This is a genomic window from Thiomonas sp. DCM-2 (genome assembly GCF_056820905.1).
Genome location: NZ_CM165962.1, coordinates 3099276 through 3121442 on the forward strand (window position 1 = coordinate 3099276; position 22167 = coordinate 3121442).

Annotated in this window: 23 protein-coding genes; all 23 read right to left on the reverse strand. The window is 65.6% G+C overall.

Features of this window, described 5'->3' with window-relative positions:
• Positions 1-19: 19 nt before the first annotated feature.
• The 23 genes from AC1ZQA_RS15075 to AC1ZQA_RS15185 all read right to left on the reverse strand — a co-directional run bounded on the left by AC1ZQA_RS15075 (position 20) and on the right by AC1ZQA_RS15185 (position 21981).
• Complete coding sequence (locus AC1ZQA_RS15075) at positions 20-964, reverse strand: transaldolase (RefSeq protein WP_482677655.1); 945 nt, start codon at positions 962-964, stop codon at positions 20-22.
• Between the two features lie 66 nt (positions 965-1030).
• Entirely contained in the window at positions 1031-1333 is a 303-nt protein-coding gene (locus tag AC1ZQA_RS15080) for a hypothetical protein (protein ID WP_482677656.1), read from the reverse strand.
• A gap of 58 nt (positions 1334-1391) precedes the next feature.
• Positions 1392-2216, reverse strand: coding sequence for a S1 family peptidase (locus AC1ZQA_RS15085; protein WP_482677657.1), 825 nt, complete (start codon positions 2214-2216; stop codon positions 1392-1394).
• 16 nt (positions 2217-2232) lie between these two features.
• Entirely contained in the window at positions 2233-2862 is a 630-nt protein-coding gene (locus AC1ZQA_RS15090) for a hypothetical protein (RefSeq protein WP_482677658.1), read from the reverse strand.
• A gap of 12 nt (positions 2863-2874) precedes the next feature.
• Positions 2875-5232 carry a nitric oxide reductase activation protein NorD gene (locus AC1ZQA_RS15095; RefSeq protein ID WP_482677659.1) on the reverse strand — a complete coding sequence of 786 codons (2358 nt, stop codon included), beginning with the start codon at positions 5230-5232 and terminating at the stop codon, positions 2875-2877.
• 64 nt (positions 5233-5296) lie between these two features.
• Positions 5297-6142, reverse strand: coding sequence for a CbbQ/NirQ/NorQ domain-containing protein (locus tag AC1ZQA_RS15100; protein WP_482679345.1), 846 nt, complete (start codon positions 6140-6142; stop codon positions 5297-5299).
• A 130-nt stretch (positions 6143-6272) separates the two neighbouring features.
• Complete coding sequence (locus tag AC1ZQA_RS15105) at positions 6273-6518, reverse strand: hypothetical protein (RefSeq protein ID WP_482677660.1); 246 nt, start codon at positions 6516-6518, stop codon at positions 6273-6275.
• A complete protein-coding gene (gene parA / locus AC1ZQA_RS15110; protein WP_482677661.1) occupies positions 6515-7153 on the reverse strand; it encodes a ParA family partition ATPase in 639 nt (212 codons plus the stop codon). Before parA ends, AC1ZQA_RS15105 begins: the two co-directional genes overlap by 4 nt.
• Positions 7154-7156: 3 nt before the next feature.
• Positions 7157-7423: a 4a-hydroxytetrahydrobiopterin dehydratase gene (locus tag AC1ZQA_RS15115; RefSeq protein WP_482677662.1), complete on the reverse strand. Its 267-nt coding sequence runs from the start codon at positions 7421-7423 to the stop codon at positions 7157-7159.
• The gene (locus AC1ZQA_RS15120) at positions 7416-7847 is read right to left on the reverse strand and encodes a ferritin-like domain-containing protein (protein ID WP_482677663.1); all 432 of its coding nucleotides are present in this window, start codon (positions 7845-7847) and stop codon (positions 7416-7418) included. Before AC1ZQA_RS15120 ends, AC1ZQA_RS15115 begins: the two co-directional genes overlap by 8 nt.
• A gap of 14 nt (positions 7848-7861) precedes the next feature.
• Positions 7862-8200, reverse strand: a complete 339-nt coding sequence (gene csoS1 / locus AC1ZQA_RS15125) for an alpha-carboxysome major shell protein CsoS1 (RefSeq protein WP_482677664.1) — start codon at positions 8198-8200, stop codon at positions 7862-7864.
• Between the two features lie 84 nt (positions 8201-8284).
• Positions 8285-8581: an alpha-carboxysome major shell protein CsoS1 gene (gene csoS1, locus AC1ZQA_RS15130; protein ID WP_464925946.1), complete on the reverse strand. Its 297-nt coding sequence runs from the start codon at positions 8579-8581 to the stop codon at positions 8285-8287.
• A gap of 45 nt (positions 8582-8626) precedes the next feature.
• Positions 8627-8923: an alpha-carboxysome major shell protein CsoS1 gene (csoS1, locus tag AC1ZQA_RS15135; RefSeq protein WP_464925947.1), complete on the reverse strand. Its 297-nt coding sequence runs from the start codon at positions 8921-8923 to the stop codon at positions 8627-8629.
• Positions 8924-9025: 102 nt separating this feature from the next.
• Positions 9026-9271 carry a carboxysome peptide B gene (locus tag AC1ZQA_RS15140; protein WP_482677665.1) on the reverse strand — a complete coding sequence of 82 codons (246 nt, stop codon included), beginning with the start codon at positions 9269-9271 and terminating at the stop codon, positions 9026-9028.
• On the reverse strand, positions 9271-9525 hold the full coding sequence (gene csoS4, locus AC1ZQA_RS15145; protein WP_482677666.1) for an alpha-carboxysome shell vertex protein CsoS4: 255 nt from the start codon (positions 9523-9525) through the stop codon (positions 9271-9273). The genes AC1ZQA_RS15140 and csoS4 overlap by 1 nt, the downstream gene beginning before the upstream one ends.
• Positions 9526-9535: 10 nt before the next feature.
• Complete coding sequence (locus AC1ZQA_RS15150; protein ID WP_482677667.1) at positions 9536-11101, reverse strand: carboxysome shell carbonic anhydrase; 1566 nt, start codon at positions 11099-11101, stop codon at positions 9536-9538.
• A gap of 16 nt (positions 11102-11117) precedes the next feature.
• Entirely contained in the window at positions 11118-13853 is a 2736-nt protein-coding gene (locus AC1ZQA_RS15155; protein ID WP_482677668.1) for an alpha-carboxysome scaffolding protein CsoS2, read from the reverse strand.
• Between the two features lie 115 nt (positions 13854-13968).
• Complete coding sequence (locus tag AC1ZQA_RS15160; protein WP_482677669.1) at positions 13969-14298, reverse strand: RuBisCO small subunit-like domain-containing protein; 330 nt, start codon at positions 14296-14298, stop codon at positions 13969-13971.
• A 74-nt stretch (positions 14299-14372) separates the two neighbouring features.
• Positions 14373-15794 carry a form I ribulose bisphosphate carboxylase large subunit gene (locus AC1ZQA_RS15165; RefSeq protein ID WP_482677670.1) on the reverse strand — a complete coding sequence of 474 codons (1422 nt, stop codon included), beginning with the start codon at positions 15792-15794 and terminating at the stop codon, positions 14373-14375.
• A 292-nt stretch (positions 15795-16086) separates the two neighbouring features.
• Positions 16087-16413 carry a P-II family nitrogen regulator gene (locus AC1ZQA_RS15170; RefSeq protein ID WP_482677671.1) on the reverse strand — a complete coding sequence of 109 codons (327 nt, stop codon included), beginning with the start codon at positions 16411-16413 and terminating at the stop codon, positions 16087-16089.
• Positions 16410-19523, reverse strand: a complete 3114-nt coding sequence (locus tag AC1ZQA_RS15175; protein WP_482677672.1) for a DUF2309 domain-containing protein — start codon at positions 19521-19523, stop codon at positions 16410-16412. The genes AC1ZQA_RS15170 and AC1ZQA_RS15175 overlap by 4 nt, the downstream gene beginning before the upstream one ends.
• Positions 19508-20269 carry a hypothetical protein gene (locus tag AC1ZQA_RS15180; protein WP_482677673.1) on the reverse strand — a complete coding sequence of 254 codons (762 nt, stop codon included), beginning with the start codon at positions 20267-20269 and terminating at the stop codon, positions 19508-19510. Before AC1ZQA_RS15180 ends, AC1ZQA_RS15175 begins: the two co-directional genes overlap by 16 nt.
• 14 nt (positions 20270-20283) lie before the next feature.
• Positions 20284-21981, reverse strand: a complete 1698-nt coding sequence (locus AC1ZQA_RS15185) for a proton-conducting transporter transmembrane domain-containing protein (protein ID WP_482677674.1) — start codon at positions 21979-21981, stop codon at positions 20284-20286.
• Between the last annotated feature and the right edge of the window lie 186 nt (positions 21982-22167).

The following is a 22167-nucleotide window of genomic DNA, read 5'->3' on the forward strand; positions in this document are numbered from 1 at the left end:
CTCTGAATGGACGCGCGCATCAGGCCGCAGCCAGTTGGGCCAGCACAGCCTCGGTGTCTGCGCTGAACAGACGAACGCCTTCCTGCAGCTTTTCAGTGGCCATGATGTCGTCTTGCATGCCCTGCACAAAGGCAGTCTGGCTCAACACGGGCGCATCGGGGTCTTGCACGGCATCGGCCTGTGCGTTGGTCAATTGGGCGGGCATGGCCCGATCACTCGCGGCCAGCGCATCGAGCAGGGAGGGCGGAATGGTGAGCAGGTCACAACCGGCGAGCGCAGCGATCTGGTCGAGATCCCGGAAACTCGCCCCCATCACCTCGGTCGGCACGCCCTGTTGCTTGTAATACCGCCAGATGCGCACCACGGCCTGAACACCTGGATCGTTGGCGCCACGACGGGACTGGGCGTCCCACGCGGCACCCGCCCGAAGGCGGTGCCAGTCGGTGATGCGACCGACGAACGGGGAGATCAACTGCACGCCGGCCGCCGCGCAGGCCTGCGCCTGGATGAAGCTGAACAGGAGGGTGAGATTGCAATGGATGCCTTCCGCTTCGAGCCTGCGCGCGGCAAGTATGCCCTCCCAGGTGGCGGCAATCTTGATGAGCACGCGCTCGCGCGAGACACCCTCGGCAGCGTAACGCGCCATCAGCGCGCGGGCGCGCTGCACGGTGGCGTCGGCATCGTGCGACAGCCGCGCATCGACCTCGGTGGACACGCGCCCGGGAAGCCGCTGCAGGATCTCCAGCCCGAAGGCCACGAGCAGCGCGTCGAGGCGGTCGTTCACGTCGGCCGAGCCGCGCACCGCCGTGGTCACCAGATGGGCATAGCGAGGGTCGGCTGCGGCCTTGCGGATCAGGCTGGGATTGGTGGTGGCATCCCGCGCGCTCCAGCGGGACAGCAAGTCCAGATCGGCGGTATCGACCACGACGACAGTGGACGCGGCCAGAGATTCAAGTGCAGACATGGGAGACGGCGAGACAGCAGACGCGAAACGCTCATCTTAGAGGAGCACCGGCAGCCTCCCGGCAGGTCAATCGTCGTCGTCGAGCTCCGCGCTCCATCCCTTCTCCTGGGCGCGCCGCATGGCCCGCTCATACAGGGCGCGATGGCGCTCGAGCAGCTCGGGCGGCAGGCGACTGGGCAGGTTGCCGTACTGATCCCACTCGGCCTCCACCCGCTGCATCAGGCCCTGCATGCGCTGCAGATCCCAGCCCTTGCAGTCTTCGGTCTCGGGCAAGAGCCCGAACACCCAGGCATCGAGGACCACTCGGCCCAGCTGGGTGATGCCGTGCGCATCGGCGTGATAGCCGGGATAGATCGGTTTGTCTTGCATGGTGAACTCGTTTGGGTCGTGGTGCGGCAAGGGTCTGCGAGACCAGCGCCGCAGCCGTTCAGGCAACCCAGCGTTGCAGGTAGGAGTGGATGAGTTCGGACACTTTATCGGATTTGATGATCAGACCCAGATCGATCATCTCGGACCCCAGTGCCATGCTGCGATTGTTTGCCGGGACGGGAGCCGGAACGATGTGATGCGCTTCCTCGCGGAAGAACACGGCAGCAACCACGCCGGCGAACAGCAGATCACGGGTGGACTCGCGCCGGGAAACCTGCCCGCCGCGCCGCTCGATGAAGACCGGGCTGCCGCTGGAGCCGGGATAGACCGCCGCATCGATGAGAAACTGGCGGTGTCCCTCGAAGTCCAGCGCCGCAGGCGTAGCCGTGGTGCCACGCCGCAGGATGGGCATGAGATTGACCTGATCCCACACCCCGCTGGGATAGCCGACGAACAGCACATCTTCCAGGGCGTCGAACTGCTGCCAGGTGGCCGCGTCGGGAATGAGTCGGCTGTCGATCGGCTCGACATACAGCTCCACGCCCTGCTCCTGCGCCGCCTGCTGCAGCGGGGCGAGCGGAATGAGGGCCAGATCGACCTCGGCGTCCGGGTGCAGGTGCCATGCGGCAGGAAATTCGTCGATATTGAGCTGGAAGCGCTGGCCGAACACCGGACGGCCCTGCTGCTTCTGGGTGAACACCAGGCCACCGCGACGCACGCCTTCAACGAGATGCCGGTTGGTGACGACAAAGTCCGACACACCACGGGCATGCGCGTGGCGCACGACAAAGGCGGTGCCGGAGCCCTCGCTGCCGTCGTCGAGCACGGTATCGACCCGCACGGTGGAAAACAGCAGGCGCTTGGCGGTGGAATCGATGTCCATGTGGCGTCAGGCCGGTTCAGTGATGCGTGGCAGACTGGTTCAAGCGCTCGATGGCGCCAATTGCCGCCCGTTGCGCCGCTTCGGCCTCGGCCTCGGTGCCCATCATGGTCAGGCGGCCGAAGGTGCCGAAGGGCTTCACGTCCACCAGGGTGACATGCGCTGCCTTTTCCGCCTCGTTGGCGGCATAGACGATGTAGCCCGCTGGCTCGACTTCCAGGATGAACATGCTCTTGCCCGGCAGGATCATGGAGCCCTTGCGGAACTGGCGGTTGATGAGGGTGGCGTGGTCCGGCGTGATGGCGCGGATGATTTCATTCCAGGCCACCTTGCAGCGCAGACGTGCGTCTTCCTGGGTTCCCAGTTGCTGCAGGATGACCTGTCCCGCGGCCTGCACCTCGCTCTGGTTGCGGTAGTGGATTTCCATCGAGCCGAATGACCGCTCGACCACCTGCTCGCCCATGCGCACATTGGTCTTTTTCAGCGCGATGTCGGAGAGGTTGTGCACCGCCATGCCGGGCGCCACTTCCACCCAAAGGCAGGCATCACCCGGAATGGGCAGAAAGCCTTGCGAGGACGTGGCCAGGTAGGACGCGAGCTGCGGCTGCAGCGCGTCGATGAAGACAAAGGTGCGCAGGGAGATTTTCATGCCGTGCGCGCCTCAGCGGGTGAGACTCATGTAGAGCATGGGGAGTTTTTCGGGCAGGCGCTCGACCTTGTCGATCACCGTGAAGTTCTTGACGCCGAAGATACGCGAAACGTACAGGTCGGCATGCGGATCGAGCGAGAGCGCATAGACCGTGATGCCCTGCTGCAGCAACTGCTCGACCGCGCGCTTGGTATCGTGCCGCAGATATTGCGGATCGCGCACATCGTTGTCGGCAGGCTCTCCGTCGGTGACCACAAAGCAGATTTTCTTGCGCTTGGCCTGCTGGGCCAGGTAGTAGCCCGCATGGCGCAGCGCCGTGCCCATGCGGGTGGAGTAACTGCCCTTCATGCCGGCCAGCCGCGCCTTGGCCAGGTCGCCATACGGCTGGTCGAAATCCTTGAAGCGGTAGTAGTGCACATCATGCCGCCCGTCGGAGCAAAAGCCGTGGATCGCGAACGGGTCGCCGATGCGCTGCAGCGCCTCGGCCAGCAGCACCGTGGCCGAGCGGGTGAGGTCGAGCACCGAGTAGTCGTGCCCGCGCACCTTGTCGTTGGACGACTCGGACATGTCGAGCAGCACCATCACGGCCAGATCGCGCTGCGCGCGCTTGAGCCGCACCATGATGCGCGGATCGGGCTGCACGCCCATGCGCAGATCGGTGTAGGCGCGCACTGCGGCATCGATGTCGATGTCGTCGCCGTCTTCCTGGCGGCGGATGCGCTGCAGGCCCTGCGGGATCATCGACTCGATGAGGAATTTCAGCCGCGACACCACCGGCTTGTGCGCGGCCAGAATGGCGTCGATCACCGCAAGGTCGCCCACCGGTGGGTGGCGCTCGAGCACGGTGGCCCAGCTGGGGCGATCGAGCTGGATCTGATAGTCCCACTCGGGATAGTGGAAGGGCTCGGAAATCGGCGGGCGGCCTTCGAGCGAATTGATGGTCACGCCTTCCTGGTCGAGGTAGAACTCGGTGGGCAGGATCCAAACCTCCTGCGCATCGTCCCCGGCGAACTCGTTGTCCACCTCGTTGACCATCTCCATCACGCTGGCCTTGCGCCGCACCTGCTGCTGCGTTTCCCAGGTGGCGGCCAGCGCCTGCGCCTCGTCGTACTCCTCCAGCTCCCAGATGGCGCGGTTGTCGTCGCGGTAGATCGCGCGCAGGCCGTCGGTGCGCTTGTTGAAATCGGGCAGGTCGAGCGCCGCCAGGCTGTGCGACAGGTCGATGCCCACGTTCCAGCTGAACTTGGGGTTTAGCAGGTCGGGCTGGGCGCGAAAATGGCTCACCGCCTGCTGCACCCAGGGGTGCGGATCGGCACTGGCGTCTTCCAGCAGCGCGCGCGCCAGGCGGTTGAGCAGATCGCCGACGGTCCTGGGCTCGCTGAAGTCGGGCGGCGGCTGCAAGGCCAGCCAGGCATCGCGCATGTTCGGAAACTGCGCGATCGCCAGCGCCTCCACCCGCGCATCCTCGATCACCTCGATCAGCGCGATCTGCAGCGGGGACAGCATCTGCATCGACAGCGGTTCGACCGTGAACATCAGATGCGCCGCGCAATGGTTGGCAGCAGCACGGTAGACGTCGAGCGCCGGAACCATCTGCTCGGGCGGGGTGTCCGCGCCGAGCGGCCGGTAGTCGTCGTACGCGTCTGCGATGTGGATGACGTAGCGCTCGATGTAGGGCTTGAGGCCTTCGCGGTTTTCGTAATCCCCCGCGGTCGGGCGCATGAAAAAGTCGCGCCCCCACATGGCCCGCAGGTAGATGTTGAGACGCCGCTGCACGTCCACGAACAAGGTGCCCTTGCGCTCTTGCTGCAGGACAGACAGCGCATCGGGACTCTGCAGAGAAAAATAGGCGACCTGCCCGTCGAAATCGGCTTTGTAGGCCTGCGCGCCCCATTGTGCCCAGCGACGCAAGCCCCCCAGGGTGAGCTGCGACAGCAGCCGTTCGAGGTTTTCCAGCATAGGCCGCAGCCCGCGTGGCGCCTGCGCCAGCATGAGCGACAGCACGCTGAGGAACTGGCGGAACAGTTCTTCGTCGCCCAGGCGTTGGGCCGCCAGCGGCGCGGTGCCGACGATCAGCGCCAGCACATGGCCCGATGTCTTGGAGGACATGGCCAGCAGGAAGTTGACCACGTCGGGCAGCACATCCTCGCCGATGGCGCGCGCCAGTTCGGGCATGGACTGCAGATAGGTGACCACCAGATCCTCGCCACGGCCGAGCTGATGCAACGCCACCGCGCCCTTGAGGTAGTTGTCCAGCCCGCGTGACGAGAAGGCGCGCGCCGCCTCGTTCCAGGAGGCGCGCAGGACATCCTGCGCCCCGCTGGGCAGCTCGTCGACTAGCTCCTGGAATTCTTCGAGATGGATCGCCATGATGGGCTCATCGCACGGTCCGACGGCTCGACCTGCAGGCGAGCAGCCGGGCCGTGCCTGCGCGTCAGAAGTAGGTGGTCACCGCCGCGTCCAGCGCGTCACGCATGTCCGGGTCATCGGTGATCGGGCGCACCAGCGCCATCCGGCAGGCACCCAGCGGCGCCACGCCCTGCGCGATGAGCGAGGCGGCGTAAATCAGCATGCGGGTGGACAGGCCCTCGTCCAGACCATGCCCCTTGAGGTTGCGCGAGCGCTCCGCAATGTGCACCAGATTCTTGGCGACGTCCAGACCCACGCCGGATTCATGCGCCACGATCTCGGCCTCGATCTCGTGCTCGGGGTAGTGGAAGTCCAGCGCAGCAAACCGCTGCTTGGTGGATTGCTTCAGATCCTTCATCAGGCTCTGATAGCCGGGGTTGTACGAAATGACCACCTGAAAATCGGGATGCGCCTGGATGATCTCGCCCTTTTTCTCCAGCGGCAGGATGCGCCGCGCGTCGGTGAGCGGGTGGATGGCCACCGTGGTGTCCTGCCGCGCCTCGACGACTTCGTCGAGGTAGCAGATCGCCCCCAGCCGCGCGGCCATGGCCAGCGGGCCGTCCTGCCAGCGGGTGCCGTTGGCGTCGAGCAGGTAGCGGCCCACCAGGTCGGCGGCGGTCATGTCCTCGTTGCACGCCACGGTGATCAGCGGCTTGCCGAGCTTCCATGCCATGTATTCGACAAAGCGCGTCTTGCCGCAGCCGGTCGGGCCCTTGAGCATGACCGGCAAACGCACGGAATACGCCGCTTCGTACAGGTCGACCTCATCGCCCACGGCGCGGTAGTAGGGCTCCTGGGTGACACGGTAAGCGTCCAGGCCGATGGCGGCAGGCGCCTGGATGTCAGCGGCCGGCCGGGGCGCCGTCGGCATGACCGAGGCAGAGCGCGCGGGACGGGCATCCTGGCGGGGTGCATAAGTGCGAACATAGTCGTCGTGACGCATGGCGATCTCTTTCAACTGGGCGCCGGTCCACCGTGGGATGGCCCGGCGCAAGCAATGTTCAGTCGGGCCAGACACGCTGCGGGAACAGCGTGGAGGCAGATGATGTCGGCTCGGCCGCCAGACGCTGCTTGCCTGCTCCCGGCACCTGCTGGGCTGCGGGCTGGGTGGCTGACGCGGCCTTCGTGGCAGGCGCGGCGGGCTTTGCCGCGCTCTTGCGTGCGGGAGCCGGGCTCGTGGTCTTGGCGGGTTGGGCGGAACGCGCCTGACGCACGCTCTGGGTCAACTTGTCCTTGATGCTGCTCATGATGGATAAACCTCCTTGAGTATGGCGTCGATTTCTTCGGCTGCGCCCTGTCCACGGGCGCCCATCTGGTAGACCGACAGGCCGTCGAGCGCCGAAGCGCGGTAGATCGCCCTGCGGCGCATGGCAGCGCGCAGCACGGGCAGGCCAAACTCCGCCAGCGCGTCCTGCATGGCAGCGGACAAGGCACTGCGCTGCTCGATCTGATTGAGCACCAGAAATGCGCGCAGCCCCGGGTTGTGCGCCCTGGCCGACTCGACCTCCTGCGGCAGGCGCAGGCTGGCCCACAGATCGACCGGCGATGGCAGCACGGGGATCAGCGCCACATCGCTGGAACGCAGCGCCTGGCTGGAGGCATGGCTGTCGAGCGAAGGCGGGCAGTCGAGCACGATATGCCGGTACGCCTTGTACGTTTGCCGCAGCGCAGCGCCATCCCAGCGTCCGGACATCTGCTTGACGATGGCGGGGTAGGGCTGCGCGCCAGCACCGCCCCACTGCAACGCGGAGCCTTGCGGGTCGAGATCGACCACGACGGTCGGGCCCTGCCGCGCCAATCCAGCAGCGAGATTCATCGCCAGAGTGGTCTTGCCGGCGCCGCCTTTCTGGTTGATGACGGCCAGCACCTTGGCTGCGGCCATGACTCAGTCCGATCCCTGCGCCAGCGCGTCGATGCGTGCTGCGAAGGCATGCTCGGCCTCGCCGAGAACCTTGCCGTCGATGGCATCGAGCGTGATGTTGACGTAGGTGGTGCCGAAATTGATGTTCTGCGGGTGTTGTCCGGCTTGTTCGGACAGCGCGGCCAGCGCATCCAGGAAGGCGCGCGTCTGGCCGTAGCTGCCGAACCCGAAGCGCTTGAACAGCGTCGGTGGCTTGCCCTGCTCGCGCCAGCTGGTGGATGACTCATCCATGGGAGGCTCCTTCGTTTTGCTGGACCCGCTGCAGATGGTGTGATTCCTCATCGAGCAGACGCGCAAACAGTGCGGCGGAATCGCTGTCCCGCACGCGCTGTGCGTGACGCAGCGCATCCGCGTACAGACGCATCGCATTGACTTCCAGCTGCGCGTCGTGTGCCTGCAACTCGGCCGGGCTGCGCCCCAGGCGCGCGGGGGGCAGGTTTCCAGCGCAGGGCGCAATGCCGTGCAGGATGAGCTGCTCCATCAGCGCGCTGGCGTGGTCGAGTTCCTCCAGCGCCTCGCGGCGCAGGTCTGCGGCGAGGGCGTGATCGCCCCACAGCCGGGCCAGCACACTCTGGGCGAGATACTGCTGCACCGCGGTCATTTCATGACCGAGCGCGCGGGTCATCCAGCCCAGGGTGCGGGGATCCACTGCCATTTGCGCTGCCCCGTTCAGCTGCGCGTCGAGGTGATTTCGGCATCACGGCCGCCGCCGTCCGCGTCGGGCTTGCTCGGCAGAATGCCTTCGACTTCGCCGTGCACGCGGGCGATGATGTGCGCAGCCACCAGGCCGTCACCCACGCGCTCGCAGGCGTCGGCGCCTGCGCGCACTGCCGCATTCACCGCGCCGGTTTCGCCGCGCACCAGCACAGTCACGTAACCACCACCGACGAACTGGCGACCGATCAGTCGCACGTCCGCTGCCTTGCACATCGCGTCGGCGGCTTCAATCGCCGGCACCAGTCCGCGCGTTTCGATCATGCCCAGGGCAATGCCCGTCACACTTGTCATTGCTGAATCTCCATCAGGTTTCACCTCGACCGCCGCTGGGCGCAACCATGCAGGCGGGGTAGGCGCGTTCATGCTGAACGCCGATCAGGCGCTCGGCGCGGAGGGCAGAATACCCTCGACTTCACTATGCACACGGGCAATGATGTGCGCAGCCACCAGGCCGTCACCCACGCGCTCGCAGGCGTCGGCGCCTGCGCGCACTGCCGCGTTCACCGCGCCGGTCTCGCCACGCACCAGGACGGTGACGTAGCCACCGCCCACGAACTGACGGCCGATCAGCCGCACTTCTGCTGCCTTGCACATGGCATCAGCCGCTTCGATCGCCGGCACCAGCCCGCGGGTTTCGATCATGCCCAGGGCAATTCCATTCACATTCGCCATTTTCCGCTCCTCTAAGGGTTGCAATTACCAATGCCTGCCGTCGGCTCAGGCCGTCGGCGCTTCGGGCAGAATGCCCTCGACCTCGCTGTGCACGCGGGCGATGATGTGCGCAGCCACCAGGCCGTCACCCACCCGCTCGCATGCATCGGCACCCGCGCGCACTGCCGCGTTCACCGCTCCCGTTTCACCGCGCACCAGCACGGTGACGTAGCCGCCACCGACGAACTGGCGCCCGATCAGGCGCACGTCCGCTGCCTTGCACATGGCATCCGCCGCTTCAATTGCCGGCACCAGTCCGCGCGTCTCGATCATTCCCAGGGCAATGCCCATCCGTTCAGCCATTTGTCACTCCTTGTCTAAAAGTCGACTTCACACCAACAAGCACCGAGCCGGTGCCCGAGGTGCTCCCTTGCCCATACGACTGCCCGGAAAACCCTGACGGGTTCACTCCTCCCAGCCCTCGATGATTCCGCAAATGGTCAGATCCGTGGTGATGGTGGGATCGGGCATCGCCAGCCTTGCCGCACTGCCCAGGGTGGTGAACACCCATTTCCCCACCGGCGCACCCACTGGATCGGTGGCCACTTCAATATTGCCTCTTTGCCCCTGCAAGACCCGCAAGGATGCTGACTTCAGCCCCGGCGCACGCCGGGTGCAGACCAGTTCATCCTTGACGCGCCAGATTTCCATCAGGCCTCCGCATTCCAATGATCGATGATGCCGACGATGGTCAGATCGGACGGAAAATCCTTGCTGCCTGCAGCCTCGCGTGCTGCCGACGACCCGACACAGATCACCCAGTCCCCGGGCACGCAGCCCACGGCGTCGACTGCCACGCTGCGCGTGCCGCCCGGCTTGTCCTGGACGACGAGCAGCGGACGGTGGCCAAACGAATCGATTCGATTCGTCGACACCAGCGTCTTTTCCACTCGCATGATGCGCATCGGTCTGTCCTCAATGTCCTGCGTCCGTCACCGCGTCGTCGACGAACACACAGCGTTCGGTATCGAAGCGGTCGGACAGCGCCATGCGGCAGATGAGGAGTTCCCGCGCCTGCAGCGCCGGATACCGCGACTCGATCGCCGCCTTGACGCGCCTGGCGCGTTTGAGCGCACGTTCGCGCGAGCCAGGCACGCGCGAGGAATAATGGAAGTGCACCAGCACCGGCACCGCCAGCCCATGCTGCACGTTCAGCCCCGTGAAAATCTTGATGCCCACGTCGATGTCGGGCGCACCCTCCTCGACCGTGTCGAGGTGAGCGAAGTAATACTTGTTGCGCATCTGCACGTAGTCGGTGGCTTCCCCGGCGCAGATGAACTCCTCGTCATGACCCAGCACGCTGTAGCGGCCCTGATGATGGTGGATGACGTACTCGATCTGCGACAGATTGGCCTCGGCCAGCGCCAGCACCAGTTGCCGCATCCCGGGCTCCATGGCACCTCGCCCCTGCGCCCAGCCATCCATCTGCTGCGTCTCGTCGACACGCAGGGCGATGTGCGCCCGCGCCGCGTCCGCAGACAGGCCGATGGTCTCGCGATAGAGCGCACCGGTATCGACGTAGCGGTACGGGTTCACATCGCCATCGGCATCGGGAAGGTGGATGCGCAGCGAATCGAGATCGGTATCCAGGCCAATCAGGAGGATGGCCGGCGCCGCACCCACTCCATAGGTGCGCTCGATGGCCACGCGCAGTTCGTCCAGGCGCTGCTTGGCCGACTCGACCGCCTGCTTGTCATTGCTGGCATGAAAGGCACAGCCCTGTTCATGCGTGTGCGAACTGCTGAAATGGTAGACCGCGATCTTCAGGTAGTTCTGCGACTCGCCGCCTGGAATGGCGCCGCTCAGGCGCTCGACCTCGCGGTGCGCCCAGTCGACCATGTCGGCCTCGACATCGAACATCGCCCCGGCATACGCCTTGAGGTAGACATTGCGGTTGGGTGCCATGCGGAACACAAAGGGCAGCAGGCCCTGCAGCCGTCCGTCGGCGCACGGGGTGATGTCCACGGTGTGATAGCCGCAGGCTGCGAGAAATTCCGGCGTGATCGCCATGCGATCGAGCCACAGCGACTGATCCGCCTCGGTCTGGTCGATGCAGATCTTGAAACTCTGGAAGATGCAATGCGCATGCAGCGCCTTCATGTCCAGACCGGAGACCCAGGCGTCATCGAGCAGCTGCTGCGGCAGGGTGTAGCCCAGCCGGTCCTGCGCGTGGCGCTGGGCACGATCGGCAAAATCCGGTGCGTGCTGCAGCGCGGAGATGTCCTTGAGCACATCCACGATCCCGCTGAAACGGCCACGCACCGTGCGCTCGTAATCAGACAGGCGCTGGTTGAGTTCGGAGTCGACCAGGGCATGCTCGCAGCGCTGGCCCGGGCCGATCACGCATGCCGGGTTCGCAATCTCCCGCTCGGCGGCATGCAAGGCCAAGCGAACAGACTGCGCACGCGGTGCATGCGCCTGACCTGTGGACAGACCGGCCCCACCCGCCTGGAGAGCCATTCTGCGCTTGAGCGTATTCATCGGTGCGATCCTCGCCTCAGCCGCGTGCGCCGCCAGACACCGTCACCGGAGCACCGCGCTCGGTCGTGCCGGACGAGCCGGTCACGCGCGATGAGGGAATCTCGGGGCGCTCGACCTCGCGGAACGTAACCGCATTGGTTCCTGCGCCGCGCGGTTGCCCACGCAGTGAGAGATTGCGCACCAGGCTCGATGCGCCTTCAGTACCAGACACGCGCGATTTTTCCAGCCACACATCGCCGGACACCTTGATGCCCTGCTGACTGCCTTCACCGCTCAGGCGCTGTGCGGCACGCTGTAGCACCGCATCCTTCTGCTCTTGGTGCAGCGATTGCAGGCGCAGCACATCCTGCTTGCGGAATTCCGGCGTGCCGGTGATCAGACCTTCGGCCTTGTTGATCGAGCCGGTGAGGCGGTCTGTCCCCAGGCCATTGCCGGTCACGGTCTGGTCGCGCTCGCGCCCCAGAGACGCATGACCGCGGGTAATGATGCTGAAACCCGTCGGCGCGGGCTCGCGCACGGGCGCTGCCTCCGGACGTGCGCGCTGCACGAAGCGTCCGCTGGTGGCGCATTGACTGGGCATGGTGTCCAGGCCCAGGTACGGCGTTCCGGTGACGGCTTCGCAGGCGCCGCGCTCATCGCCAGTCATCACCGAGCCCCCCGCGCCGGGCCGGTCTCCGGTGATGGCACGCAGCGACACCGTGGCGCTGTCGCGCTGCAGATTGCGTTGCTGTTGCAATGCAGGCGCTTCACAGAACTGCGCATACTGTCCCTGGCCGAAGTCGCTGTTGCCGCTGATGGGCGCACAGGCGCCGGCTTCGTTGCCGGTGACACGTTGGCTGCGGCCCGCGTTGCCGCCAGTCACCTTCTGCCCGCCCCAGGTCTGATCCACCGAGACCTTGGCAACGGGTTGGATGACGGGCGCGGTTTCACACACTGCGGCCAGTTGTTGGGTGCCGATGTAGTCGACGCCGGTGACGGGTTGGCACCCGAATGACTCATCACCGGACAATTTTGGGCTTGGAGCGATCTCGGAACCAGTCACCGACCGGCCACTGAGCGTCTGCATGACCTGAACCTTCGCCGGGGCCGCTGTTGCGGCGCCGCCGAAATCCCTGGCGTTGAAATACTGGTTGCCCGTGACGGCACGTGCGGAACCCGCCTCGTTGCCCGTCACATGCGCACTGCGACCCACATCGGTGCCGGTCACACTCTGGCCATCGCGACTGGACATCACGCTCACCTTGCGCGGTTGAGTCGGCGCCTGGGTGTCGCACATCTGGACGAACTGTTCGGTCGACAGGTATTGCGAGCCCGTCACGGCGCGGCAGGCGCCGGCCTCGTCTCCGGTCATGCCCTTGCGTGCGCCCAGGCCCGTTCCGGTCACCGTGCGGCCCTGCGCCGTGGTGGACACTTCCACCTTGTTGGGCGCCAGGTCGGCGCTGGCCGTGCTGTAGCTGGTCCCAGTGACCGCGCGATCCGCACCCTGCTCACCGCCGGTGACCTTGACCTGTACCGGACGATCGACAAGAGCACCGGTGAAACGCTGGCCCATTTCGGTCGTGCCACGCGCCACCTTTTCTGCGCCGGCGGCAGGGCGCGTGTCACAGAATTCCTGATAACGCTCGGCACTCAGGTAGTCGGAACCCGTGATGCCGCGGCAGGAACCGGCCTCGTCGCCCGTTACCTTGGTGGACCGGCCCACTTCGGTGCCGGTCACGCGCTGTTCACGCAGCGTGGTGCTGACGCCGACCTTGGGCGGATTGGGAGCCGGACGTGTCTTGCACAGCACGTCGAACTGCTCGGCACCGATATATTCAGTGCCCGTGATCGCGCGGCAGGAGCCGGGCTCATTGCCGCTGACACGCTGGCTGCGCTCGACCTGGGTGCCGGTCACGCGCTGGCCGGACAGCGTGTGGCCTTCCTCGACCTTCACCGGGGCTGCAGCGCGCACATCACGCGCCTTCATGCGACCGGAGTGCCGTGTGGTTGATTCACTCGCCGCACCGGTACGGCCGACCAGCGACTGCACATGCCGACGCTGCATCGCAACCTGGCGCGCGGTGGCGCCCTTGCTCATCGCCGCCTGCCAGTCCTGGCCGGGCAATGACGCGGCGATCTTGGTCGCCTGGGCCACGCGGCGCAGACCAGCCTTGCCATCCTGCGCCAATGCGGCGCGGCGTGCCTGGGCCAGCGCCCGCCCGCCCGCCAACGGCACAGTACGCACCGCAGCCGGCGCGTCGGCCGGAGCACTGGTCAGAGCTGGTCGCGAAGCGCCCGCTGTCGCCGCCGAACCTGCGCCGTCGCAGCCGCAGGATGTCTCTGCGGAGCAGCCGCAGGATGCCGCCTTGGCAGAGGCCGTGGCGCCGCTGGCGATGGCATGGATCTGCTCGGCCGTGGGGCGCAGATGCGCACTCGGACGCGCCGGTGCCATGGAACTGGATTTCTGCACTGCGGCCTTGCCCTGCTGTGAAAGCGCCAGGCGCCGAGCGCGTGCCGGACTGAGCTGGGCTTGCGGCGGCGTCATGTGCGCTGCCGTCGCGGAGGACACACGCAGGGCAGACGCTGCAGAGACTGCAGATGCGGGCCGCGATTGCGGGGCCGGAGCAGTCGGCTCATAGCGTGGACGCGATGGCGCGCCGGACGGCTTGGCCGATCCGGCCTTGCCATGCAGCGCCATGGCCTGGCGCCGCTTGAGTGCCAGCTCGCGACCCGAAAGGGTCGCTTGCGCGTGGCGATCGGCAGGGTTTGTCATGGTGGACCTCGATGCAGAAACCTCGTGGATTCGGGGGTGCATCGCCGCGTCCATGGAAAGGCGCGGCAATGCACCGGCGGCGTGACCCCTTCAGGCAGCCACACCCAACCCGCGCTCAGCGGTAAACGACGAATGCCGTTCCCTGACTCTGGGCGTAGTTGTCATACGCGAGAAAGCGCACCATGTGATCGGGAAACTCGCGGTGGCAGGCTTCGAGCTCGGCCAGCACCACATCCACGGACTGCTCGCCGAACATCGGCAGCTTCCACATGTACCAGAAGCTCACCTTGGCGGGCGTGCCGCGCTCGGTGTGCTCGACGGCGGGGTTCCAGCCCTGCGCGATGGCGTAGGCGATCTGGCGGCGGACCTGCTCGGGGGTCATTTGCGGCAGGTAGGAGAAGGTCTCGAACTTCTTGGTGGACTTGTAGGCTTGCACAGTGGCCATGATGAATTCCTTTTGAGGCAAACGGTGTCAGGTGGCGCGGCAGCCGTACCGGACGGCTGCCGCGACGGGCGCGATCACTTGTTGGCGACGTCCAGCTTGTCGACGGTATCGAACTCGAACTTGATCTCTTTCCAGGTTTCCATGGCGATCTTGAGTTCGGGCGAGTGCTGGGCGGCTGCAGTGAGAATCTCGCGGCCTTCCTTCTCGACCTGACGGCCTTCGTTGCGGGCCTGCACGCAGGCTTCGAGCGCGACGCGGTTGGCCGCAGCGCCGGCCGCGTTGCCCCAGGGGTGACCCAGGGTGCCGCCGCCGAACTGCAGCACGGAGTCGTCACCGAAGATGGTGACCAGCGCGGGCATGTGCCAGACATGAATGCCACCGGAAGCCACGGCGAAGGCGCCGGGCATGGAGCCCCAGTCCTGGTCGAAGAACAGGCCGCGGCTGCGGTCTTCCGGCACATACGATTCACGCAGCAGGTCGATCCAGCCCAGCGTGGAGGCGCGGTCGCCCTCGAGCTTGCCGACCACGGTGCCGGTGTGCAGGTGGTCACCACCCGACAGACGCAGGATCTTGGTCAGCACGCGGAAGTGGATGCCGTGGTGCGGGTTGCGGTCGAGCACGGCGTGCATGGCGCGGTGGATGTGCAGCAGCATGCCGTTGTCACGACACCATTGGGCGAGACCGGTGTTGGCGCAGAAGCCGCCGGTGATGTAGTCGTGCATGATGATGGGCGCGCCGATTTCCTTGGCGTACTCGGCACGCTTGAACATCTCGTCGGGGGTCGGCGCGGTGACGTTCAGGTAGTGGCCCTTGCGCTCGCCGGTTTCGGCTTCGGCCTTCAGCGTGGCTTCCTGCACGAAGTCGAAACGCTGCTTCCAGCGCATGAACGGCTGGGAGTTGATGTTCTCGTCGTCCTTGGTGAAGTCCAGACCGCCGCGCAGGCATTCGTACACGGCGCGGCCGTAGTTCTTGCCCGACAGACCCAGCTTGGGCTTGATGGTGCAGCCCAGCAGCGGACGGCCATACTTGTTCATGACGTCGCGCTCGACCTGAATGCCGTTGGGCGGGCCGTTGCAGGTCTTGACGTAGGCGATCGGGAAGCGGATGTCTTCGAGGCGCAGGGCGCGGATGGCCTTGAAGCCGAACACGTTGCCCACCAGCGAAGTGAACACGTTGACCACCGAGCCCTCTTCGAACAGGTCGATGGGGTAGGCGATGAAGGCGTAGAAGCAGGTATCGTCGCCGGGCACGTCTTCGATGCGATAGGCGCGGCCCTTGTAGTAGTCCATGTCCGTCAGCAGGTCGGTCCAGACGGTCGTCCAGGTTCCGGTCGAGGACTCGGCGGCCACGGCGGCGGCGGCTTCTTCGCGATCCACGCCCGCTTGCGGGGTGATCTTGAAGCAGGCCAATAGATCGGTGTCCAGAGGCGTGTACTCCGGCATCCAGTAGGTTTGCCGGTACTCCTTGACGCCGGCCTGATAGGTCTTGACTGCCATATCGATCACTCCTTAGCGATAAAACGCAACAAAAAATTCAATGTTTGACCGTTTCACAAGGGCGGCCACCCGAAATCTGCCTCAGCTTGCATGCAACGCCCTGTGCGGCCTGTCGGCTGCGACCTTGCGTGCCCTGCCTTTTCAGCCTCTGCGCGGGCTCCAGCCCTCTGGAACAACCCACCGATGCCCGAAAAGAAACCGTAGGATACTTGCCAGCTCACATAAGAATCAATTTATATCGGCAACACATTCATTCAGATTGTCTGAACGATTTTGCGCGCCGGATGCCCCATCAATCGCGGAACTTGACCAGCCGCCCGACCTGGATGTCGGAGACGAACACCACGCCGGAGTGCACCTCGAAAAACGCCTGAAAACCCTCCAGCAAGGGGCCAACAAGCTCCTCGGGCACTGCGACGATGATCATCAGCAGCGCATCGTCCTCATTGAACATCAGATGGCCTTCATAGAAGCCGTGGCTTCCCTTGCCCGAGATGTTGTTGATGATGGTGTAGCCCTTGACTCCGGCATGATCGAGCAGGTCGGTGGCGAATTCTTTGTGCACACCTTCCAGAATGATTTCCAGCTTCTTCAGCGGATGCAGCTTGATGGCGTTCATGTGGCGAGTTCCTCGTGCGGCAGCGGAACGAGCGGCACGCGCTCTTCCCACTGCCCATTGTTGTAGACATAGGGTTTGTAGCCCTGGGTCGGGTCGATGACGATGGCGCGAATCCACCCGCCCAGCACCAGACTCTTGACCTTGACCACACCTTCCAGCGCCCGCGCGGCGAAGTCCAGCGGCGCCTCGATGAGCGCGATCAGGCGCATGGGCTCGTGATATGGCCTGCCATCCCGCATCACGGTCTGCAACGGCAGCCCGGTGCGCAGATCGCCGAGATTGCCGGTCATCACGCCAAAACGCCCGGCCACATTGTGATAGACCTTGCTGCCGCTGCCCATGTGGGCATTGTCCACGGTGGAAAAGAAGTGCTCGAGGTTGATCCACTCGCCCACCACCACGGGCGCGGCCAGCAGGTTTTCCAGCAGCCGTCCCTTGGGGTCGCAGCGCCAGTCGTAGGACAGCAGGAAGGGACGACCTTCCAGATCGGCGGCCTGCGACATGCTGCGTCGGCCGATGATGCCGTACACGTTTTTCGACAGCCCCCACTCCGGCCGCGGCTGTGCCCAATCCACGGCCAGGCGATGCGACATGCGGTAGGCCTCGGCGGGCGTCATCGGCCGACCCTCTGCCAGCAGTTTGGGCATGCGCTCGGCGGCGGCCAGCCGTGACGCTGCACGCAGGCCATTGCGCAGGCGCTCCAGGTAAACCAGCAGGCGCGGCGGCAGCAGGTCGAGATCGAGCAGATCGAGCGCATCGGTGGTGGTGGTGTGCAATGCGGGCAGGAACCAGGTGTCTTCGGGGATGGAAATTCCCTTCTCGCGCAGCCCTTCGCGCACCGATGTCTTGTTGGCCATCTGTGACAGCACGCGCGCATTCACCAGCCCCGAGCCGCCGCCGCAGGCGCCGCAATCCAGCGCAGATTCGTAGGGGTTGTTTTCGGTCTGTCCGTTGTGACCGACGATCAGCACAAAACGCGAAAACGTCTGGGTCAGGCCGATCATGGTCAAGGCCGTGTGGACGTAATTGATCTGCTCGTCGAGCGAGTAGCCGATGCGCCCCAGACGCACGAGCTGGTAATTGGTGTAGTCGGGATCGACGCGGTACACCTCGCGCAGGGTGTCGATGAACTCGGCTTCCTGCTTGGCGTTGACGCCGAAATCCGCCTGCAGCCGGGTCGGGCCGTCTCGGTGGCGCAGCGCGGTCTCGCGCAGCTCGCGGACCAGCGCATCGTCCACGCGCTCGCGTTCGATGCGCAGTTCGGCGCGCAGCGCCTTGACGATCATCGCGCGTTGCAAGGTACGGATGATCGAGTCGGCCTGCTCGCGGGTGAGCTTGTCGAGCAGCAGGCGCGTGACCGGCTTGGGCGCGTCGATGCGGCTGCGCCAGCGGCTGTAGCCCAGCGGCGCCAGGGTCTTGCCGAACAGATCCAGCCCGAACAGCATGCCCACGGCTTCCACCGTCACGTACGGCGACAGCACCGAGCTCTTGAGGTCGTGCAGCACGTGGCCCAGGGTGCTGACAAAGTCCTCGTCGCTGGGGTCGAGCGCGGCCGGCAGTTCCAGCACCAGGTTTTTCGGCGTGACCACTGCCGGGCAGAAATGCTCTTCGCTGCCCTTGCCGTAGCCGAGAAAGCCGACGGGCACGCCGAAGAACCCGGCGATGCCGAAGGTCTGGTAGTCGCCCACGCGCTCGAGGTGGCGGCGAATGGGCTCGGAGCGCACGTCGATGCAGAACATGGCCTGGGCAAATGGCCGCTTGCCCGCCGGCAGATCCTGCGGCACTTGAATATTGGCCAGCAGGTGGTCGATGGACTGTGCCTCCATGGCCAATGTCCACACCATGCCTTCCTGATCGGCAAAGGCTTGCAGCCCCTGCAGGAGTTGCGCCATGCCCTCGGCGTCCAGTTGCTCCAGTGCGGCGGAGGCGCCAGCCGCTTGCGCCAGCTCGCGCAGCGCCACGGCCTGCGCCTGCGCCCGTGCCAGCCGGGCCTGCGGCGCGTAGTCCTGCAGCAAGGCTTCGCAGCGCGCGCAGTTGCCCCGGGCCAGTGCATCATCGATGCGGTGCGCCCAGGCCGGCAGCACCTCGCCGCTGTGCAGCGCCAGACGCAGCACACATTCGGCCGTGCGTTCGCGCAGCAGGGTGTCGAGCTGGCTGCGAGTGGCGGGGGTGCCATGCTGGCGCGCACTCTCCTGCACCAGCGCCAGGCCCACGACCAGGCGAATCGCCAGCAGGTCGACGATGTCGGCCGGATAGCGCTGCGCCCAGTAGTAATGCTTGGCCGAGGAACGCCAGCGGATGAAGCCGGTCCAGCCGTGCAGACGGGTGAGCTCGCGGGTGAAATAGCCCGACCAGTCATCCGGCTCGATTCCCAACGCGCCCATGACGTGCACCACCGCGCCTTCGGCGTCCTGGACGGCGTCCAGGATGCGGCGCACGTTGAGCCCGCGCAGGAACATCCGGGCGTTGCGGCGGGCGATCTCGCTCCAGGCCGCGAACAGGCCGCGTTCGCGCCCCGGCATGCGCCAGGACGACTGATCCTCGTCGAAAAAGTCCAGGCAGCTCTTGATGACCAGCTCATCGAGCTCGCCCGCGATCTGCGTGCCCCAAAGCGCGTCCACTGCCTCGGGCATGGTGTGCCTGCGCAGGCGCTGCTGCAAGGGCTCCAGCCATGCGTGCGCATCGCTGGCGCTTTCGGGCAAGGCGGCAGAGCGCAGCACGGCGTGCACGTCGGCGGGGCGCGCCTGCGCATCGACCGGGTCCTGGTCCGAGCCGGACTGCATGACCGCCCGCAACCACCTTGGCCAGTCGATCCCTGCGAGGGCAGGCAGGGACTGGCCGCGCCTTGCCAGCTCCTGCTCGAGCGCAACCTCACTGACCTTGCCTTCACGCTGCCAGTGCTGATAGTTGCTGCGCGGCAAGAACATCCGCGCGTGAAACAAGCCCTTCGCGCGCTGCACGGCCTGCTCGAACGGCATGTGCTCCAGACCGTACAGCGGATTGTGGTGAATGAAGGTCCGCATCGGCCAGAAAAACGGCACGGGCTCAGCGGCCACATAGGCGGTCGAGCGGACCCGCAGACGCCGGCCCAGGTTCAGTGCATCCACCATGCCCACCCTCCGATCAGACCGAACACCACCCCAGCCGCAGCGAGCATGAGCCAGGCCGTGGAACCCGTCAGGGACAGGTCGGCCGTTCCAGTGGCACGCGGAAACTCCGGCCCGAACAGGCCATGCTGCCACAGCACCGCCGCAGCCCAGCTCCACAGCAGCCACACCGCCAGAACGACCACCACCAGCCCTGCAGAAATTTGATGCATCACCGCCAGCAGGGCGAAGAAGCCCGGAAACGGCGGTGCCGCAAGCGCCGCCAGCAAGGCCACCACCCAGGCGCCGGTCAGCCTGGGGTAGGCCGGCCCCATGCGTCCGACCAGCCCCACATACGCCGCACCCAGACGTCGGTGCAGGGCGCAGGCCATGAGCATGAGCACGGCTGCGGGCACCGTCACGGCCAGCGCCACGGCCACGAGCTTGTCGGGGGACATGCCATGCAGCCAGGCCATCCAGACCAGCGGCCAGGCCGATGTGGCCTGCAAGCGCGCCCAGATGAAGACTTCGCGCACCGCGAGCAGCCGCCAGGCATACAGCAGCGCAGTGAAGCCAGCGAGAACGCTCAGCCCGAGCGCCAGTGGTCCGCCCGGCGCGGGTGTCATGCCCAGCGCCACGGCGCCAATCACCGGCAGCGCCAGCAACATGGGAATGCGCAGCCACACCGGCAGGACCTGGAGGGCGGCGTTGACCAGCAGGCTCAGGGGAAACAACGGCAAAAGCAACAGGGCGATGAGGAGTTCGATCATGATGCGTCCTGCGGTCAGACCCAGCGCAGCCAGACGTTGATGCGCTTGGCCCAGTTCACCGCGCCGCGCGCGGTCTGGACATACACGTCCGAGAGATAGAACTCGCGCGAAAACAGGGTGTAGAGATTGAGATAGGCCGCATTCCACAGACTGCCTGGACGCCCCTCCAGATTGAGAGAGTGCGCATAGAACGTCACCAGCCACGCCCCCACCAGCACCACGGTGAGGAACACGACCAGGATGTCGAACGCCAGCAGATTGATGCCCGCCGCGGCATAGCCCGCGTCACGCAGCACCGGGTTCGGGTAGAGGAAGGCTTCGAAGCCGTGTGCGATCAGGGTGTAGCCCACCACCACGATGAGGAAGGACAGGAAGATCAGCGTGAGCGACCGCCAGGGGTTTTCGCTCGGCAGCTTGTGGATGGAGAAGAACACCTGTGCGCCGGTCACCCAGCCGAAGAACAGCAGGATCACCGCGCCCTGCTTGTTGAAGAAATTGGCCGCCACCAGCCAGTGTGACAGCCCGAGCACCACCGCAGGCACCAGCACGGTGATCAGCGCGGCCAGCAGCCAGGGCACCTTGACCGTGCGCGTCGGGCGGCGCTCGGCGACGAAGGTGTAGATGTCGTCGGGCGGAACGCTGTCGTCCTTGCGGGTGTCACCAATCACATTGCCCGAGCTGAGGAAGAGCGTGGCCTTGAACAGCCCGTGGGCGATCAAGTGATAGACCGCCAGCGAAAACGCGCCCAGCCCGCACTCCATGATCATGAAGCCCATCTGCCCCATGGTCGAATAGCCCAGCGACTTCTTGATGTCGTTTTGCGTGAGCATCAGCGCCGAGCCGAGCAAGGCCGTGATCAGGCCCACGACAAAGGCCAGATGCAGCACATCCGGCGCATGAATGAACACCGGAGCCAGACGGTTGAACAGAAACCCACCGGCATTGACGATCCCCGCGTGCATCAATGCGGACACCGGCGTCGGGCCATCCATGGTGTAGGGCAGCCAGGTGTGCAGCGGAAACTGCGCCGAGCGCGCAAACGCCGCCAGCGCTGCCAGCAAGGCTGCGAGCGGCACCACCGCCACACCGCCCAGCGCCACATGCGGATTGGCGCCAATGCGCTCGAACAACGTGGGCAAGTCCCACGCGCCATATCCCTGCACGAGCAACAGCGCGGCCCCCACCAGCGCCAGGTCACCCAGGCGATAGGTGATGTAGGTCCAGAAGGCGTAGCGCCCTGCAGCGGGCCGTTCGGTGTTGTGCCCCAGCAGGAAGTAAAGCAACTGACCGACTGCGAACCACGCCACCAGCAGGGTGACAAGATCGCCTGCGCTGATCATCAGCAGGATGGCGGCCGTCATCAGGTCGAGCAGCGCATAAAAGCGCACATAGCCGGGCTCCTCGGCCATGTAATGGAACGAATAGACGTGAACGATGAGGCTGATGCTGGCCACCAGCACCGCCATGGCCATGCTCAACGGATCGAGCAGCAGCCCCATCTGGCCGATGCCGACGAACACCGCTGGCGCGTCCAGCCCCTGACGCAGGTGATGGGCCAGCAGCACGGCCGCCGCCATCAGGGTGATGACGATGAACGCGATGCTCCACCGTGCCGCGCGGCGCCTGTGGCCTGCGCAGAACATGGGCACGAACGTGGCCGACAGCAAAGGCAGCAGGGGCAAGGCCAGGACGGCTAGATCGATCCAGTTCATCGGGCTTGGGGCTCACTGAGTGGAAGTCTGCGAAAGAGACACCACAGGGCGCAAACACACCACCCTGCAGCTCCGGTGCCGCTCACCAAGGCAACTGGACAAGGGCAACGTGCATGCTATCTGCCGCGCTAGATCAGCAAAATTGATAAATTCTGTTTTCGAGTTCAGAATGACTGAATCATTTTC

Excerpts from the sequence above, each read along its gene's own strand:
- AC1ZQA_RS15075 (WP_482677655.1), bottom strand. The coding sequence starts at position 964 with ATGTCTGCACTTGAATCTCTGGCCGCGTCCACTGTCGTCGTGGTCGAT.
- AC1ZQA_RS15080 (WP_482677656.1), bottom strand. The coding sequence starts at position 1,333 with ATGCAAGACAAACCGATCTATCCCGGCTATCACGCCGATGCGCACGGC.
- AC1ZQA_RS15085 (WP_482677657.1), bottom strand. The coding sequence starts at position 2,216 with ATGGACATCGATTCCACCGCCAAGCGCCTGCTGTTTTCCACCGTGCGG.
- AC1ZQA_RS15090 (WP_482677658.1), bottom strand. The coding sequence starts at position 2,862 with ATGAAAATCTCCCTGCGCACCTTTGTCTTCATCGACGCGCTGCAGCCG.
- AC1ZQA_RS15095 (WP_482677659.1), bottom strand. The coding sequence starts at position 5,232 with ATGGCGATCCATCTCGAAGAATTCCAGGAGCTAGTCGACGAGCTGCCC.
- AC1ZQA_RS15100 (WP_482679345.1), bottom strand. The coding sequence starts at position 6,142 with ATGCCGACGGCGCCCCGGCCGGCCGCTGACATCCAGGCGCCTGCCGCC.
- AC1ZQA_RS15105 (WP_482677660.1), bottom strand. The coding sequence starts at position 6,518 with ATGAGCAGCATCAAGGACAAGTTGACCCAGAGCGTGCGTCAGGCGCGT.
- parA (WP_482677661.1), bottom strand. The coding sequence starts at position 7,153 with ATGGCCGCAGCCAAGGTGCTGGCCGTCATCAACCAGAAAGGCGGCGCC.
- AC1ZQA_RS15115 (WP_482677662.1), bottom strand. The coding sequence starts at position 7,423 with ATGGATGAGTCATCCACCAGCTGGCGCGAGCAGGGCAAGCCACCGACG.
- AC1ZQA_RS15120 (WP_482677663.1), bottom strand. The coding sequence starts at position 7,847 with ATGGCAGTGGATCCCCGCACCCTGGGCTGGATGACCCGCGCGCTCGGT.
- csoS1 (WP_482677664.1), bottom strand. The coding sequence starts at position 8,200 with ATGACAAGTGTGACGGGCATTGCCCTGGGCATGATCGAAACGCGCGGA.
- csoS1 (WP_464925946.1), bottom strand. The coding sequence starts at position 8,581 with ATGGCGAATGTGAATGGAATTGCCCTGGGCATGATCGAAACCCGCGGG.
- csoS1 (WP_464925947.1), bottom strand. The coding sequence starts at position 8,923 with ATGGCTGAACGGATGGGCATTGCCCTGGGAATGATCGAGACGCGCGGA.
- AC1ZQA_RS15140 (WP_482677665.1), bottom strand. The coding sequence starts at position 9,271 with ATGGAAATCTGGCGCGTCAAGGATGAACTGGTCTGCACCCGGCGTGCG.
- csoS4 (WP_482677666.1), bottom strand. The coding sequence starts at position 9,525 with ATGCGCATCATGCGAGTGGAAAAGACGCTGGTGTCGACGAATCGAATC.
- AC1ZQA_RS15150 (WP_482677667.1), bottom strand. The coding sequence starts at position 11,101 with ATGAATACGCTCAAGCGCAGAATGGCTCTCCAGGCGGGTGGGGCCGGT.
- AC1ZQA_RS15155 (WP_482677668.1), bottom strand. The coding sequence starts at position 13,853 with ATGACAAACCCTGCCGATCGCCACGCGCAAGCGACCCTTTCGGGTCGC.
- AC1ZQA_RS15160 (WP_482677669.1), bottom strand. The coding sequence starts at position 14,298 with ATGGCCACTGTGCAAGCCTACAAGTCCACCAAGAAGTTCGAGACCTTC.
- AC1ZQA_RS15165 (WP_482677670.1), bottom strand. The coding sequence starts at position 15,794 with ATGGCAGTCAAGACCTATCAGGCCGGCGTCAAGGAGTACCGGCAAACC.
- AC1ZQA_RS15170 (WP_482677671.1), bottom strand. The coding sequence starts at position 16,413 with ATGAACGCCATCAAGCTGCATCCGCTGAAGAAGCTGGAAATCATTCTG.
- AC1ZQA_RS15175 (WP_482677672.1), bottom strand. The coding sequence starts at position 19,523 with ATGGTGGATGCACTGAACCTGGGCCGGCGTCTGCGGGTCCGCTCGACC.
- AC1ZQA_RS15180 (WP_482677673.1), bottom strand. The coding sequence starts at position 20,269 with ATGATCGAACTCCTCATCGCCCTGTTGCTTTTGCCGTTGTTTCCCCTG.
- AC1ZQA_RS15185 (WP_482677674.1), bottom strand. The coding sequence starts at position 21,981 with ATGAACTGGATCGATCTAGCCGTCCTGGCCTTGCCCCTGCTGCCTTTG.